This window comes from Streptomyces sp. NPDC091649 (assembly GCF_044756785.1).
Taxonomy (GTDB): domain Bacteria; phylum Actinomycetota; class Actinomycetes; order Streptomycetales; family Streptomycetaceae; genus Streptomyces.
In genome coordinates this window covers 40,038-55,621 of sequence record NZ_JBIVTR010000022.1, presented here as the reverse complement: position 1 = coordinate 55,621, position 15,584 = coordinate 40,038, and the positions used below count along the sequence as shown (strand labels likewise).

Sequence of the window (15,584 nt, the reverse complement as noted above, 5' to 3'; positions counted from 1 at the left end):
CGGATGTGGTGGGGTGTCGGCGCGGCGCTGGTCGCCAACGCGCTGTACAGCGTGGGGTTCGTGGTGGAGAAGCGGGCCCTGGGCTCGCTGCCCGCGCTCGTCGCCGGCCGGCCGCTGCACGTGGTCCGGGTGCTGCTGACGAGCCCGCTGTGGATCGTCGGCGCGCTGGCGCTGGCGGCCGGGTTCGGGGCCCAGCTGGTCGTCTACCGGGCGCTGCCGATCGCCGCGGCGCAGGGCATCTTCGTCTCCGGTCTGGTGCTGCTCCTGCTGTTGTCGTCGGCCGTGCTCGGCGAGGAGTCGACGGGCCGCGAACGCTATGCGCTGGGCGGGGTCCTGCTCGCCCTGCTGATGGTCGTCGCCTCGGTGCGCGAGGGCGAGGACGTGGTGAGCGGCGGGGCGCCGTGGACGCTGGTGCTCCTGGTCTGCGTGCCGGCGCTGGCGGCGGGCGTCTGGCTGTACGTACGGGTCGAGAGCCGGGCGGCCAAGCGGCACCGGGTCCCGACCAGCGGCATCGGGTACGGAGTGGCGGTCGGCCTGCTCTACGGGGTCAGCTCGCTGGCCATCAAGGGCACGTCCGGCCGTCTGACGGGCACCGGTCCGGGCGAGGCCGCGCTGTCGCTGCTGGGGTCCCCGTATCCGTATCTGCTGCTGTTCACCGCCGGGGCCGGTCTCGTCATGTCGCAGGCGGCGCTGCAGCGCTGCCGGGCGTCCCTCATCGTGCCGGTGTGCACGACCGTGACCTGCCTGTTCACCGCGGTCCTCGGGACGCTCGCCTTCGGTGAGACGCTTCCCGACGATCCGCTGCTGCTGACCCTGCGGGTGGCCGGAACGGGGCTCGCCCTCTGCGTCCTGCTGGTCATGCCGCGCCACGACCCGCCGCCCGCCGCGCCGTCCTGACACGGACGCGGCCGGCGCGCCCCGTCCACTGTCCACCTCCCCGAGGAGCCACTCGATGAACCCCGACGACCCGTTGCTCGCCCTCCTGGCGTGCCCGCTCGACAAGGGCCCGCTGTCCCTGCTGCGCGAGGAGGAAGCTCTCTACAATCCCCGGCTGCGCCTGAGTTACCCGATCCTGGACGGCATCCCGCAGCTGCTGCCCTCCTCGGGCCGGAAGGTCGGGGCGGACGACCACGAGCGCCTGCTCACCCGGCTCAAGGCCACGGCCACGTGACCACGTTCGCCGCGGCGGTGGCGTCCCGGCTGCCCAGGAGCCTCGTCGGCTCCGCCGCCGTCGCCCTGTATCCGCGCTTCGAGCCCGAGCTCCGGCGGCTCGCCGACTTCTGCCCGCCGGATGGGATCGCCCTCGACATCGGGGGCTGGTACGGCCCCTGGTCACGACGGCTCGCCGCCCGCTGCGCCGAGGTGGTCACCATCGAGCCCGTACCGCATCTGGCCGAGCACCTGCGCCGGACGCTGCCGTCGAACGCCCGGGTGGTCCAGGGCGCGGCGTCCGACCGGGAGGGCACGGCACGGCTGTGGTTCCCGGAGGGCGACCGGGGCGACCGGGGGGTGTCGTCGCTGGCCCGCCGCGACCTCCACGCGCACTGCCTGGAGGTGCCGTCGGTCACCGTCGACGGTCTCGGGCTGCGCGGGGTCGGCTTCGTGAAGATGGACGTCGACGGCGGCGAACGGGCGGCGCTGCTCGGCGCGGCGGAGCTGCTGCGGAAGGACCGTCCGGCCGTGCTCATCGAGCTGGAGAGCCGGCTCGGTCCGATCGAGCCGGCGATCGACCTGCTGACCGGCCAGGGGTACGCGGGCTGGCTCCTGGCGGGCCGGCGCTGGGTCGCGCTCGACGGGTTCGACCTGGCGGCCCGTCAGGCGCGGACCGAGCACCTGGTGCACCGGGGGCTGCTGCGCCGGGCCTTCGTCCCGCAGCGCGACCGGTACATCAACTCGGTGCTCTTCCTGCCGGACGGACGGGTGCCGGGCCCGGCCTGACAGCCGGGGCCCGAGGTCCGGCCGTCGATCGCGGGCCGGGCCCCGGCGGACGGGCCGTCAGCTCTGCCGCGCCTCCTCGGCGTTGCGCCAGACCGTCAGGTCGACGGTGATGTAGCGGCTGGGGTCGTTCGGACCCGACTTGCCGCGGTAGGTGACCACGGCGATGTGCCCGGCCTTGCTCAGCACACAGATCTGCGATCCGGAGGTGAGCTGGTCGAGACCGATCTTCTCGGTGTAGCGGGTCTCCTCGCGGCAGACCTTCAGAGAACCCTTCTGCGCGTTCTTCAGCACGACGAGCTTTCCGTTGGCGCTGCCCACCTGCTCGTCGCCGAAGAGGGAGTCCCGGTAGAAGTAGAAGTCCTTCTTGCCGTACATGACGCCGCTGTCCTCGTCCTCCAGCGGCCGGGGCGGGTGGTCGGCGAGTTGCAGGGCGTAGTTCGCCGTCACGTCGATCCCCTTGTACGAGACGGGTTCGGGATCGACCGGCTCCTTGCCGGCCTCGTCCCCGGAACCGCCCTGGCTCGCACCGCCGTTGGACGCCCGGGAGCGGTCGCCCTTGCCGGACGTGTCGGGATCGTCCGGCAACAGGGCGCCGATGACGCCGAGGACGACCAGCGCGCCGACGACCGAGGCGGCGACGATCAGCCCCGTCCGCACGGGGCGCGGTGCGGCGGGCTGGACACCGGGCGAACCCCAGCCGGACTGCTGGGAGCCGGGCGGCCGGTGACCGGGCTGGGCGAATCCGGACGGGTGGTGGTGCGCCGGAGCGGGCTGCCCCTGGGGGTGGGTGTTCCGCGGCCAGTGGCCGGGCACTCCGGGGACCCCCGGCCCCCCGGGCGGGACCCCGGGCGCTCCGGGCGCGGCCGGCCCGGTCTGGGTGGGCGCCGCGGCGACGGCGTAACCGGTCGGGGTGTACGGGTGGCGGTCCGGGCCGGGCTCCTGCGGTCCCGGGGAGAACTGGGTGGGTGTGGGGGCGGTGCTGGGCGGCGGGGGCGGGGTGGACGCGGGTGCGGGCAGCCGGAGCCGTTCGGTGATGGAGCCGGCGACCGCCTGCGGGAGCCAGTCCTCGCCCTGACGCAGCGGTTCGGGCGAGATCTCGTGGCACATCCGAATGATGTCGCCCAGCGCCGGTCGGTCGGCCGGGTCGCGGCTGAGGCACCGGGTGACCAGGGGCCGGAGTTCGGCGGGCAGCCGGCCGAGGTCGGGGTCCTCGTGCACGATCCGGTAGAGCACGGCGTGCGAGGGGCCGTCGCCGAAGGCGGGCGCGCCGATCGCGGCGTAGGCGGCGATCTGGCCGAGGGCGAAGACGTCGGTCGCCGGGGTGACGGCGCCGACTGCGGCCTGCTCCGGCGACATGAACGCCGGCGTGCCCACGCTGACACCGGTACCGGTCAGGGCGGTCGTGTCGGCGGCCCTGGCGATACCGAAGTCGATCACGCGCGGCCCGTCGGCGGCCAGCAGGACGTTCGCGGGCTTCAGGTCACGGTGGACGATGCCCGCGCCGTGGATGACACCGAGCGCCTCGGCCACCCCGACGGTCAGCAACAGCACGCTGCGCAGGGGAAGCCGGCCGTGCCGGGCCACCGCGTGCGCGAGGGAGGGACCCGGCACATAGGCCGTCGCCAGCCAGGGCTGCGGGCCCTCGGTGTCCGAATCGATGACGGGCGCGGTGTACAGACCCTGTACCCGCTGCGCGGCCCGCACCTCCTGCTGGAACCGCCGCCGGAACTCCGGGTCCTCACTGAACTCCGGCCGGATCACCTTGATCGCGAGAGGCCGGCCTCCGGGCGTGTACGACAGGTACACCTTGCCCATGCCGCCCGCGCCCAGCACGGCGGCCAGCCGGTAGCCCCCGACCACCGCCGGGTCGTCGGCCTTGAGCGGCTGGAACGGGTCGGTCGAAAACGCACTGTTCATCAGAAGCCATCCCCCTGGTCACGGCAGTCCGGAGCCGGCCCGCGCCCCGAAGATCGGACGAGAGCGTATCGAATGTCGGGGACGGATCAGGGGCTTGCCGAGGAGAAGGGTGCGGTGGACCGGTCTCCGCCCGTCCGCGGCTCGGTGGACCCACCGCCGGGGGACCGTCGGCGGGCGGGGGCACGTCACCCGTGGCAGGTGCGGCCGGCGGCAGCCTTCGAGGCCCGGCCCGTCGGACGACGGCCGCCGGACCGGCGCCTTGCCGCACCCGGGCGCCGGGTCCATGCTGGTGCCATGGGCGACCAGGCCGGCCCCGAACCGACGGAGTCCGTCCGGCAGGACCTCCGGTTGCTGGAGGCCGCGGGGGCGCACCCGGACGGCGCTTCCGTGCGGCGGCTGGCCCAGGAGGCCGGGCTCCCGGACCTCACCGCCCTGCGGCTCCTGCGGGAGCTGGCCCGGGAGGGGTATCTGCACGAACTCGACGACGGCGCGTTCGCCCTCCCCGAGCCGGATGCCCGGGGGCACGCCGACGAAGGACAGGCCCTGCGGGAGCGCGTCCGCCCGCTGCTGGTCTCGCTGCGTGACAGCCTGTCGGCCGCCGCCTACCTGACGCTGTACGACGAGGGCGAGATCCGGGTCATGGAGATCGTCGACGGCCCGCGGGCCCCGCGGGTGGACCTCTGGGTGGGCTTCCACGAGGCCGGACACGCCACCGCGCTCGGCAAGAGCGTGCTCCGCGAGCTGGACGCGGAGGCGCGCGCCGACTACCTCTCCCGGCACTCCCTGGCCGGCCTGACCCCCCGCACCGTCACGCGACGGGAGGAGCTGCTGCGGCAGCTCGCCTCCCCGGCCGGCCCCCTCTCGCTGGACCGGGAGGAGTACGCGCGCGGTACGACGTGCGCGGCGGTGCCCGTGTACAGCGGTGGCCGGGCCGGTTCGATCGGCATCTCCTTCCGGTCGGACCGCATGTACCGGACCACCGAGGTCAGGGCGCGGTTGCTGGCGGCGGCGCGGCACGTCACGCTGCGGCTGACCCTTCCGGGGGACTGACCCTTCCGGGGGTCTGGTCCTTCCGGGGGACTGGTCCTCCGGAGCGCCGACGTTCCCGGACGCCCGGGTCGCAGCCGTACGACAGCGGGTTCCGCCGGGTCCACCGCGCGGGCCATCGAGTGGCAGACGGGATGCACCGGACATAGCCTGCCCGCGACGATCCGTTTCCGCCCCGGCCGGTACGCCCGGACCCACCGGTCCGCCCGGTTCCGCCAGGCCCGCCCCTGTCCGCCGTATCCGCCATACCCGCAGGTGAAAGGGTGGGAGTGCCGTGAGCGCCGACAACCCAGCGCAGGAGCCCATGGAGCCCGGGGACGGTCCGGGGCCGGTGCCCGAGGCCGGGCCCCTGGTCGGTCCCGTACCGGAAGCCGAGCCCCGCTTCCGGCCCTACCGCCACCCCGCCGCGGGCTGGGGGGCGGCGAAGAGCGTGGCCCGCGTCCTGGTGGACGAACGCGCGCTGGTGGACGGGCCGCGGGCCATCATGCGGATGAACCACGAGGACGGCGGCTTCGACTGCCCCGGATGCGCGTGGCCGGACGACACCAAGGGCCTGCACCTGGACATCTGCGAGAACGGCGTCAAGCACGTCACCTGGGAGATGACCCGCAAGCGTGTAGGCCGCGAGTTCTTCGCCGCGCACTCGGTGACCGAGCTGTCCGGGTGGAGCGACCACGACCTGGAGGACCAGGGCCGGCTGACGGAGCCGATGGTGTACGACCCCGGCTCCGACCACTACGTCCCGATCGGCTGGAAGGACGCCTTCGAGGTGGTCGGGGCCGCTCTGCGCGGGCTCGACAGCCCGGACAGAGCCGCGTTCTACACCTCCGGCCGGCTCGGCAACGAGGCCACCTTCCTCTACCAGCTGATGGCCCGCGAGCTGGGTACGAACAACCTGCCGGACTGCTCCAACATGTGTCACGAGGCCAGTGGTCGAGCCCTCCAGGCGTCCCTCGGCACCGGCAAGGGGACGGTCGACCTCAAGGACTGGGAGTCCGCGGACGCCCTGTTCATCCTGGGCGTCAACGCCGCCTCGAACGCGCCGCGGATGCTCACCGCCCTCGCCGAGGCCGACCGCCGGGGCGCACAGATCGTGCACGTCAACCCTCTGGTGGAGGCGGCGGCCACCCGCACCATCGTTCCGCACGACTTCACGGACATGGCCCTGGTCAGGTCCACCAGGACCAGCACCCTGAATCTCCAGCCGCGCATCGGCGGCGACATGGCACTGCTGCGCGGTATGGCCAAGGCGGTCCTGGCGTGGTCGGCGAGCGATCCGAGGGCCCTGGACGCCGCGTTCATCGACCGCCACACCACCGGCTTCGAGGAGTACCGGGCCCTGTGCGAGGCCACGCCCTGGGAGGAGTTGGAGCACCAGTCGGGGCTGAGCCGCACCGACATGCTGGGCGCGGCACGCGTGTACGCGGAGGCCGACCGCTCCATCGTCAGCTGGTGCCTGGGACTCACCCAGCACGAGCACGGCGTCGACACCGTCCGGGAGATCGTCAACCTCCTGCTGCTGCGCGGCAACGTCGGCCGGGAGGGGGCGGGCCCCTGCCCCGTGCGCGGGCACAGCAACGTCCAGGGCAACCGCACCTGCGGCGTCGACCACCGCCCCACCGACGCGTTCCTGGACCGGCTCTCGGCGGCCTGCGGGATCGACCCGCCCCGCGCGCCCGGTATGGACACCGTCCGTACGATCCGGGCGATGCGGGAGGGCCGGGTCACGGTGTTCGTGGGCATGGGCGGCAACTTCGCGCTCGCCGCGCCCGACACCCCGGCCACATACGCGGCGCTGCGCTCCTGCGACCTCACCGTCCAGGTGAGCACCAAGCTGAACCGCAGTCATGTCGTCCACGGCCGGGCGGCCCTCATCCTGCCGTGCCTCGGGCGCACCGAGAAGGACCATCAGCGCGGCGGCGTCCAGAGCACGTCCGTCGAGGACTCGATGAGCATGGTGCACCTGTCCGTCGGGATGAAGCGCCCGGCCTCCCCGTACCTGCTGTCCGAGCCGGCCATCGTCGCCGGGATGGCGCGCGCCGCGCTGCCGGACAGCCGCACGCCCTGGGACTGGTACATCGAGGACTACGACCGGATCCGGGACACGATGGCCGAGGCGCTGGACGGCTTCGAGGACTTCAACCGCCGGGTCCGCCTGCCCCTCGGCTTCCGCCTCCGGCAGCCGGCCCGCGAACTGGTCTTCCTGACGCCGTCCGGGCGCGCCGAGTTCTCCGCCGCCGCCCTGCCCGACGTCGTGCCCCGGCAGGGCGCCCTGGCGCTCGGCACGATGCGGTCGCACGACCAGTGGAACACCACCGTCTACTCCGACGACGACCGCTACCGGGGCATCAAGAACCTGCGCACGCTGGTCTTCATGAACCGGGCGGACATGCGCGAGCGCGGGATCACCGACATGGGACCCGTCGACATCATGAGCACCGCGAAGGACGGCAGCCGCCGGTACCTGAACGGTTACACGGCGATCCCGTACGACATCCCGCGCGGCTGTGCGGCCGGCTACATGCCGGAGATGAACGTGCTGGTCGCGCTGGGCGACTACAGCACCCAGAGCGACCAGCCGATCATGAAGCACGTCAACGTGACGATCGTCCCCGCCGCCTGACCGCACGCCCTCCCGGGCCGGCGCGGCCGGCAGGCTACGGCGCCATCTCGTACGCCCCCGAGAGGGCCGCGACGCGCTCCCAGATCCGCGCCGAACGGGCCGCGTCGACGACGGGACGGCGTACCGCGCCCAGCGCCCACTCCTGCTGGGCCCCGGTGGCGGAGTCCTTGCCGTGCAGCTCGACGGCGTGGGCGGAGAAGTCGCGCACGAGCACGGCGAACAGCTCGTCGAGCAGTTCCTGGTCCAAACCGGTCAGCCGGGCCTGCTCCAGGATCAGCTGGCCGTGGACGACGAGGGCGAACAGCTGCCCGACGGCCAGGAGGAGGTCGAGGTCGCGGCTCTGCTCCTCGCCGGGGGCGGCCGTCTCGACGAAGGCGCACAGGGCGTCCGCCTGCTCCCGGAAGCGGGCCACGTTCGGCACCTCGGCGTAGGCGTCGAACGCGGTGCGCCAGTCGTGGAACCGTACGGAGCCGAGGCCGCGGGCCGGCCCCTGCCGGAACAGGAAGGCGTCGTCGGCGGCGTCGAGGCGGGTGGGGACGGCGGGGTGGTCCACCGGGTTCAGCAGGTGGTTCCGCATGAACTTGAGGATCAGGGCGAGGTTGACGTGAACCGTGCCCTCCAGCTTGGGGAGCCCGCGGATCTCGACGGCGGCCTGGGCGAAGTAGTTGTCCTTCTCGAAGCCCTTGGCGGCGATGACGTCCCACATGAGGTCGATGACCTTCTCGCCCTCCGTGGTCACCTTCATCTTCGTCATCGGGTTGAAGAGCAGGTAGCGGCGGTCGTCGGGTCCGGCGGAGCGGAAGTAGTCGACGGCGCGGTCGCTGAACAGCTTCATCCCGACGAGCCGGACGTACGCGTCGGTCAGCTCGCGGCGCACGTGCGGGAACGCGGTGACGGGACGGCCGTAGAGGATGCGGTTGCTCGCGTGGGTAACGGCCTCGTACATCGCGTGCTCGCAGATGCCGATGGAGGCGGTGCAGAGGTTGAACTTGCCGACGTTGACGGTGTTGAGGGCGGCGTCGAAGGCGGCACGGCCGGTGTGCAGGATGTCGGCGGGGGTCACCGGGTAGTCGGTGAGGCGGAATTCGCTGACGTACTTGGAGGAGTCGACGACGTTCTTCACCAGGTGGTACGCCTCGTGGCGGCTGTCGGCCGCGAAGAAGACGTAGCCGTCGGCGCCCTCGACGTCGGTGCGCCGGCCGAAGACGGAGACGAGACCGGCGGCGTTGCCGTTGCCGATGTAGTACTTGGAGCCCGAGGCCCGGAACCCGCCGTCGCCGTCCGGCTCCAGCAGCATGTCGGTGGAGTAGATGTCGGCCCCGTGGGCCTTCTCCGAGAGGCCGAACGCGAACACCTCGCCCTGGGAGAGGAGTTCGGCCGCCCGGTCGCGGGCGGCGGCGTTGTCGCTCTGCCAGACCGGACCGAGGCCGAGGATGGTCACCTGCCAGGCGTACCAGTAGTCCAGGCCGTAGAACCCGAAGATCTCGTTGAGGGCGGCGATCCGCGCGGTGTCCCAGCGCCGGCCCTCGTCCCCGGAGGGCGCGGCGGAGGCGGGGGTCAGGAAGGCGGCGAACAGGCCCTCCTTCGCGGAGAAGTCGAGGAAGTCTCCCAGCCAGGCGCGGGAGCGGTAGTCCTCGATCAGCCGGCGCTTCCCCCGCTCCTCGAACCAGTCGACCGTGGCGCGGAGCAGCCTGCGGGTCTCCGGGTCGAAGTGCTGCGGGTCGTAGGTGCGCGGGTTGAACAGCAAGGACGCGGACTCAGCCATGGCGGTTGCCTTCCGGGAAGGATGAGGGTGGGAGTGAGGGTGGTGACGGCTGCGGGAGGGGGTGGCGGCGGACGCCGTTCAGGCGTCCGGGCCCGGTGCCGCGAGCCGGTGGAGCGTGTCGAGTACGTCGTCGAGCCAGGCGATCGTCATGCGCTCGTAGGCGATGCCGCCGCGCAGCACGACGTGCTGAAGCGCCTGGCCCGCGTCCGGTGGCGCGGGCGCGTCGGGCCCGGTGAAGTCGCGCTGTTCCCCGGCGAGGTAGTGCGCGAGCCGGTCCCGGTGCACCTGGTGGTGCCGCTCGACCTCGCGGATGAGGGCGGCCGGGTCGTCGAAGGCCGCACCCCGGATCTTCACGGCGAGGTCGTGCCGGATGCTCTCCGGTTCGATCGGCTTGTGCAGCCACTCGGCGAGCGCGGTCCGGCCGGCTCCGGTGACGGAGTACTCCTTCTTGTCCGGCCGGCCGTGCTGCGGCACCTCGCGGACCAGGAGCAGGCCGTCCGTGACCATGCGTCCGAGCACCCGGTAGATCTGCTGGTGCGTGGCGGTCCAGAAATACCCGATGGACCGCTCGAAGCGCCGGGCCAGCTCGTAGCCCGAGCCGGGCTGCTCCAGCAGGGAGACGAGGATCGCGTGGTCGAGAGCCATACCCCGATCCTTCTATGCAACTCGTTGCATAGACAAGTCGTGGAGCCCGGGTGAGACACGGCTCACCCGGTCCCCGCCGCCCCCGGCAACAAAAGGCGCGTTTCGGTCAGGGCCGGCAGGGCACCCGGAGCACGGAGCAGCGCCGAGCGGAAAGGGCATGACCATGGCGAGTAACGAACAGCCGCAGGACCCGACCGAGGCCCACCCGCGTCCCGACTTCCCCCAGCAGGACCAGGAGCATCCCGGCTGGACCGGCCCCATGGACCCGCCGCCCGACCACGGCGAGGACTCCTACCGGGGTTCGGGCCTGCTCGACGGCCGGAAGGCGCTGATCACCGGGGGCGACTCCGGCATCGGCCGGGCGGTCGCGCTGGCCTACGCGCGGGAGGGCGCGGATGTGGTGCTGACGCATCTCCCCGAGGAGGAGAAGGACGCCCGGGAGACCGTCCACCTGGTGGAGCGGGCAGGCCGCAGCGCGGTGCCCGTCGTCTGCGACATCCGCGACGAGAAGCAGTGCCGCTCGCTCGTGGAGCGGGCCGTGTCCGAAGGCGGCCGCATCGACGTCCTCGTGAACAACGCGGCGTACCAGATGTCCCAGCCCGACGGGATCTCCGCCATCTCGACCGAGCAGTTCGACCGAGTGGTGCGCACCAACCTCTACGGGATGTTCTGGCTGTGCAAGACCGCGCTGCCCCACATTCCGGCGGGCGGATCGATCATCAACACCACGTCGGTGCAGGCGTACAAGCCGAGCCCGCATCTGCTCGACTACGCGATGACCAAGGGGGCGATCGTCACCTTCACCCAGGGCCTCGCCCAGATGCTGGCCCCCCAGGGCATCCGCGTCAACGCGGTGGCGCCGGGGCCCGTCTGGACGCCGCTCATCCCGGCGACCCTGCCGGACACCGCCGAATTCGGGAAGCAGAGCCCGCTGGGCCGCCCCGCCCAGCCCGCCGAGATGGCGCCCGCCTACGTCTTCCTGGCCTCCGCGAACGCCTCGTTCATCACCGGCGAGATCATGAACGCCACCGGGGGCACGCCCCTTCCCTGAGCCGCTGCGTGATTGGCCCGCGCCGCGCCCGGGAAGGCGTGATCAATGGACATGAACCACCATGAAGCGCCCGTCCTCGACGCCCTCGCCGCCTACCACGAGCGGGACGAACTGGGCTTCTCGCCACCCGGCCACAAGCAGGCACGCGGCGCCTCCCCCGCCGTACGCGCCGTGCTGGGCGACGCGGTGTTCTACGGGGACGTGCTCGCCACGGGCGGCCTCGACGACCGGCGCGAGAAGTCGAACGTGCTGCAGCGTGCCGAGAATCTGATGGCCGACGCCGTTCACGCGGAGTACACCTTCTTCTCCACCTGCGGCAGCTCCCTCTCGGTGAAGGCCGCCATGCTGAGCGTCGCCGCACCCCATCAGAAACTGCTGGTCGGCCGGGACGCCCACAAGTCCGTGATCGCCGGCCTCATCCTGTCCGGCGTCGAGCCGATCTGGCTGGAGCCCCAGTGGGACGGCCGGCGGCACCTCGCGCACCCGCCGTCGCCCGCGACCGTCGAGAGGGCCTTCGCGGAACACCCCGACGCACGCGGCGCCCTGGTCACCAGCCCCACCCCGTACGGAACCGCCGCGGATCTGCGCGCGATCGCCGACATCTGCCACCGGCACGCCCGGCCGCTGATCGTGGACGAGGCGTGGGGCGCCCACCTGCCCTTCCACCCCGACCTGCCGTCCTGGGCCATGGACGCCGGCGCCGACGTCTGCGTCACCAGCATCCACAAGATGGGCAGCGGTCTGGAGCAGGGCTCGGTCTTCCACCTCCAGGGCGGCCTGGTGGACCACGACACCCTCGCCTCGCGCGCCGACCTCCTCGGCACCACCAGCCCGTCCGTACTCCTCTACGCGGGCATCGACGGCTGGCGCCGCCAGATGGTCCTGGACGGCCGCACCCTGCTCTCCCGGGCCCTGGAGCTGACCGCGACGGTGCGCCGCCGCATCGAGGAGATCGAGGGGATGCACGTCAATGGGCCGGACGACTTCTGCGGGCCCGGAGCCGCGACCGAGTTCGACCCCCTTCCCCTGATCATCGACATCCAGGGGCTCGGCACCACCGGGTACCGGGCCGCCGACTGGCTGCGCCGGCACCACCGCGTCGACATGCACCTCGTGGACCACCGGCGGATCAGCGCCCAGATCACCCACGCCGACGACGCGACCACCGCCGACCGCCTGCTGACCGCCCTGCGGGAGCTCTCCGACAACGCGCACACCCTCCGCGGGGCCCCCGAGGTCCATGTGCCCACGCCCGGGGAACTCCGCCCCGACCAGGTGTGCCTCCCGCGCGACGCCTACTTCGCCGAGACGGAGGACATCCCGGCCGCGAAGGCCGTGGGCCGCGTCGCCGCCGAGATGATGACCCCCTACCCTCCCGGCATCCCCGCCGTGCTGCCCGGCGAGCGGATCACCGAACCCCTGCTGCGCTACCTGCGCTCCGGGGTCGAGGCCGGCATGAACGTGCCCGACCCCGCCGACCCCACCCTGGAGACCGTCCGGGTGTGCGCCGAACGGGAGGGCCGCTGACCGGACCGAGGACCGGTCTCCCGCGCCGACGGGCCGGGGCGTGCGCCACGGGCCGGTCCGCGGCCGGGAGGGAGCCGGACGCGGACCGCCCGGCAGGCCCGCCGGGGCACCTGGGCCCGCCGGGGCTCAGCCCCGGGGCTGGATACGTCCCTCGGGCGGGACCTCGCCCGTGATGCTGGCGATCAACTCGGCGCAGAGGTCGCGCAGTTTGATGTTGCGGTGCTGCGATGCCGTGCGCAGTACGTCGAAAGCCTTGTCCGGCGTACAGCGTTGCTGTCCGACGACGACGCCGATCGCCTGGTCGATGACGGTGCGCGACCGCAGGGCGGCCTCCAGGTCGGCGGCGAACTCCTCGGTGTCCGCGATGCGCTGGGCCAGTGCGATGGCCCCGGTGGCCTGCGCGGTGAGCAGCCGCAGCGCGGTCAGGTCGGCCGTGTCGAAGGCGTGCGGGTGGGGCGCGTACAGGTTGAGGGCCCCGGCCGTGTGGCTGTGCGGCGCGATGGGCAGGGACAGCGACGACCGGGCGCCGCAGACGGCCGCGTAGGCGGGGTAGTCGGCCCAGCGGCTCTCCCGCAGGGTGTCCGGCACGCTGACCTCCCGGCCGGTGCGCATGGCCTGGAGGCACGGGCCGTCGTCCTGCCCGTACTGGGCCTCGTCCAGCTTCGTGGCGCTGGCTCCGACGCTGGACACGGTGACCGGCCGCCCCTGCCTCTCCAGCGTGATGCCGCAGCCGTCGGCCTCTTCCACCAGGGCCAGGGCGCTGCGGGCGAGAGCGTGCAGGAATTCGTCCAGCGATTCGGTTTCCAGGAGCAGCGCGGTCGTGTCCAGCGCCTCGGCCACGGGCCTGTCAGTCATGATCATCTCGTTCTGGGCGGTGACCCGCCTCTGGAAAAGGGCGGGCGGAGCTGAGCGGTCCGAGCCGCTGGGACGGGGCAGCCGCCATCGGTGCGCCGGCGCCGAGCGGGCTCCGGGCGAGGGGCGGTAGGGGGGTCAGACGGTGCCGAGGGACGGCCGCTGGGGGGCGGGCGTGCCATCCGCCGGCAAAAGAAGCGGCGTCGGCGGGACGTCTGTGGAACGGGGGGCCCTGGTCGCGGGTGGCCGCAGGGGGGCCACGCGGACAGGAGCGTGCGGGGCGCCGGAAGCACTGGCGGCCGGCGCCACGACGACGACGCGGCGAGGAGGACAGAGGTTCACGGCACACTCCACGGAGGCAGGAAGATTTCTCAAGGGCCGTTTCCTGACCTCCAGCCCTTCATTATGCCCTCTCGTCCGGCGCGGTCGGCCCGGCGTCGCGAAGCCGGAGCGACACGGCCTGAAAACGCTCCGGCCCGGCGAGAACCGCACGACGGACGGTATGTGCCCGCGCGGACGGGCCCTCCTGAGCCCCGCCCCGGGGGCCGGCCCGCCCTCAGCGCTCCCCCGGGAAGCGGGGTCGGGAGGCGTCGGAGTACGGGCCGAGCGGCCCCCTCGGCGCCCTGGCCGAAAGCGGCGCCCTCTGCCGGTCGCCGGGGTTCCGGCTCCGGGACGCCTCCGTCTCCGGCCGGCATCCCCGGCTGCGCGACTCCGCGCCGGGGAGGGTGGACGCGACCCGCAGGACGCGGTTGAGGCCGGCGGCGCCCAGTACCTGGCGGGCCGTCTCGTGCCCGGCCACCACCGCCAGCGAGACCCCGCGTTCCCAGGACCGGTCCCGTACCCGCAGGAGCAGCCCCAGCGCCCGGGGGGTGAGCAACGGGGTGCGGACGTGCACGATGACCGCGTGGGGGCCGCAGCACGGCAGCAGGCGGGTGATCTCGCGCTCGATCGCCGTCTCGTTGTCGAGGTCGACCGTCTCGCCCAGTTCTACGACCAGGTGCGCGGCGTCGAGGTGGTAGCTGAGCAGGAACATCGGCAACTCCAGGAAGGCAGGTCTGGGGGCGCGGCCGCTTCCTGACCTCGTACCGCGCGTATGCCCCTCCTGCCGGTCCCGACACCTGTCCGAGAGGACAGGGGGCGGCGCGGCGACCGCGGCGGGAGAGCGACGCGGCACGGCCCGGACAGTGCCATGCTGGTCACACGGTTCAGGCTCGGAAGGGAGCGACCATGACCGACGACGGAGTGCTCTCTCCGGGACCACCCGACCTCGTCCCCCTCATCCTGGACACCGAGACCCTGGACGACTTCCTCCGGGCGCTGGCCCGGAGCGCCCTGCTCCTGTCACCCACGGCCGACGGTTGCGGGGTCACCCTGGAGCGCCGGAACCGGCCCCTGACCGTGGCCAGCGCGGGGGTCAGCGCCCCACTGCTGGACGAAGCCCAGTACGGCCAGGACGACGGTCCCTGCCTCCAGGCCCTGCGCGAAGGGCGCGAGGTCAGCGTGAGCGACATGGGCGAGGAGAACCGGTGGAAGGACTACCCCGCGTTCGCCGTCGCCGCCGGAACCCGGTCGTCGCTGTCGCTTCCGATCGCGGCGCACTCCGACACCGCGGGCGCGCTGAATCTGTACTCGCCCAAGCAGAACGGTTTCGCGGACGCCGATCTCCACGGCCTGCGCGCCCTCGCCGCCCAAGCGACGGGAGCCATCGCCCTGGCCCAGCGGCTCTCGGACAGCCGCACGTTCACGGACGACCTGGAGGCGGCGCTGCGGTCGCGCTCCGTGATCGACCAGGCGGTCGGCATCGTCATGAACCAGCGCCGCTGCTCCTCGCAGGAGGCACTTGGCACCCTGCGCACCGCCTCGCAGCACCGCAACGTCAAGCTCCGCGACCTCTGCGCGCAGTTGGTCGGCGGTGTCTCCGGCGCTCCGCCGCCCGACGGCCCCCGTCTGCGCCCCCGTCCGTGACCTGAGACGGCGGTGGGCGACAGGACGACGGCCCGGGTCACGTTTGGCATCCGCTGCGGGGGTACTCCGCCATCAGGTATCCGGCGTACGCGGAGCTCAGGCGCCGGCCGGTTGGGAAAGCAGCCATCGGCGCCGTCCGCCGGCTTCGGGCCGCCCTCGTGGTCACACCTCCGGGGGCGGCATCGCGGCGGGCGTTGTTTAGTGGGATTCGTACGGGTAACGCGGTGAGCGTCCCCCGGGAACGCGGCGTGCTG

General features: G+C 72.9%; 13 protein-coding genes. 8 read left to right on the top strand and 5 right to left on the bottom strand.

Translation table 11 applies throughout. The features are described from left to right. The first annotated feature begins 3 nt into the window (after nucleotides 1-3). Genes ACIQMU_RS28170 through ACIQMU_RS28160 form a run of 3 tightly spaced genes read left to right on the top strand, consistent with a single transcriptional unit; the run spans nucleotide 4 to nucleotide 1,938 of the window. Entirely contained in the window at nucleotides 4-897 is an 894-nt protein-coding gene (locus ACIQMU_RS28170) for a hypothetical protein (RefSeq protein WP_352243360.1), read from the top strand. Between the two features lie 55 nt (nucleotides 898-952). Then, nucleotides 953-1,171 (top strand): Trm112 family protein, encoded by a 219-nt coding sequence (locus tag ACIQMU_RS28165; protein ID WP_352243358.1) that lies wholly within the window; start codon nucleotides 953-955, stop codon nucleotides 1,169-1,171. Continuing rightward, nucleotides 1,168-1,938, top strand: a complete 771-nt coding sequence (locus ACIQMU_RS28160) for an FkbM family methyltransferase (RefSeq protein WP_352243357.1) — start codon at nucleotides 1,168-1,170, stop codon at nucleotides 1,936-1,938. The genes ACIQMU_RS28165 and ACIQMU_RS28160 overlap by 4 nt, the downstream gene beginning before the upstream one ends. Before the next feature lie 57 nt (nucleotides 1,939-1,995). Here the strand turns inward: ACIQMU_RS28160 and ACIQMU_RS28155 are convergent, their stop codons facing one another. Continuing rightward, a complete protein-coding gene (locus ACIQMU_RS28155; RefSeq protein WP_402689970.1) occupies nucleotides 1,996-3,855 on the bottom strand; it encodes a serine/threonine-protein kinase in 1,860 nt (619 codons plus the stop codon). 294 nt (nucleotides 3,856-4,149) lie between these two features. Between ACIQMU_RS28155 and ACIQMU_RS28150 the strand changes: the two genes are divergently transcribed. Both ACIQMU_RS28150 and ACIQMU_RS28145 read left to right on the top strand, forming a co-directional pair. Further along, nucleotides 4,150-4,905, top strand: a complete 756-nt coding sequence (locus ACIQMU_RS28150; RefSeq protein ID WP_352243354.1) for an IclR family transcriptional regulator C-terminal domain-containing protein — start codon at nucleotides 4,150-4,152, stop codon at nucleotides 4,903-4,905. A 301-nt stretch (nucleotides 4,906-5,206) separates the two neighbouring features. After that, nucleotides 5,207-7,525: an FdhF/YdeP family oxidoreductase gene (locus tag ACIQMU_RS28145; RefSeq protein WP_352243391.1), complete on the top strand. Its 2,319-nt coding sequence runs from the start codon at nucleotides 5,207-5,209 to the stop codon at nucleotides 7,523-7,525. A 34-nt stretch (nucleotides 7,526-7,559) separates the two neighbouring features. On the opposite strand, the gene ACIQMU_RS28140 is transcribed toward ACIQMU_RS28145, so the two are convergent. Next, nucleotides 7,560-9,290: an acyl-CoA dehydrogenase family protein gene (locus ACIQMU_RS28140; protein ID WP_352243353.1), complete on the bottom strand. Its 1,731-nt coding sequence runs from the start codon at nucleotides 9,288-9,290 to the stop codon at nucleotides 7,560-7,562. Between the two features lie 78 nt (nucleotides 9,291-9,368). Beyond that, nucleotides 9,369-9,935 carry a PadR family transcriptional regulator gene (locus ACIQMU_RS28135; protein WP_352243352.1) on the bottom strand — a complete coding sequence of 189 codons (567 nt, stop codon included), beginning with the start codon at nucleotides 9,933-9,935 and terminating at the stop codon, nucleotides 9,369-9,371. A 163-nt stretch (nucleotides 9,936-10,098) separates the two neighbouring features. Here ACIQMU_RS28135 and ACIQMU_RS28130 point away from each other — a divergent pair, with 163 nt between their 5' ends. Both ACIQMU_RS28130 and ACIQMU_RS28125 read left to right on the top strand, forming a co-directional pair. Continuing rightward, complete coding sequence (locus ACIQMU_RS28130) at nucleotides 10,099-10,986, top strand: SDR family oxidoreductase (protein ID WP_352243390.1); 888 nt, start codon at nucleotides 10,099-10,101, stop codon at nucleotides 10,984-10,986. 45 nt (nucleotides 10,987-11,031) lie between these two features. Continuing rightward, nucleotides 11,032-12,513: an aminotransferase class I/II-fold pyridoxal phosphate-dependent enzyme gene (locus ACIQMU_RS28125; RefSeq protein ID WP_402689969.1), complete on the top strand. Its 1,482-nt coding sequence runs from the start codon at nucleotides 11,032-11,034 to the stop codon at nucleotides 12,511-12,513. Nucleotides 12,514-12,639: 126 nt separating this feature from the next. Here ACIQMU_RS28125 and ACIQMU_RS28120 read toward each other — a convergent pair whose 3' ends face one another. Together ACIQMU_RS28120 and ACIQMU_RS28115 are read right to left on the bottom strand one after the other, a co-directional pair. Further along, nucleotides 12,640-13,368 (bottom strand): GAF and ANTAR domain-containing protein, encoded by a 729-nt coding sequence (locus tag ACIQMU_RS28120; RefSeq protein WP_402689968.1) that lies wholly within the window; start codon nucleotides 13,366-13,368, stop codon nucleotides 12,640-12,642. A 553-nt stretch (nucleotides 13,369-13,921) separates the two neighbouring features. Continuing rightward, on the bottom strand, nucleotides 13,922-14,398 hold the full coding sequence (locus tag ACIQMU_RS28115; RefSeq protein ID WP_402689967.1) for an STAS domain-containing protein: 477 nt from the start codon (nucleotides 14,396-14,398) through the stop codon (nucleotides 13,922-13,924). A 194-nt stretch (nucleotides 14,399-14,592) separates the two neighbouring features. On the opposite strand from ACIQMU_RS28115, the gene ACIQMU_RS28110 reads away from it, so the two are divergent. Further along, complete coding sequence (locus ACIQMU_RS28110) at nucleotides 14,593-15,330, top strand: GAF and ANTAR domain-containing protein (protein WP_402689966.1); 738 nt, start codon at nucleotides 14,593-14,595, stop codon at nucleotides 15,328-15,330. The last annotated feature ends 254 nt before the right edge of the window (nucleotides 15,331-15,584 follow it).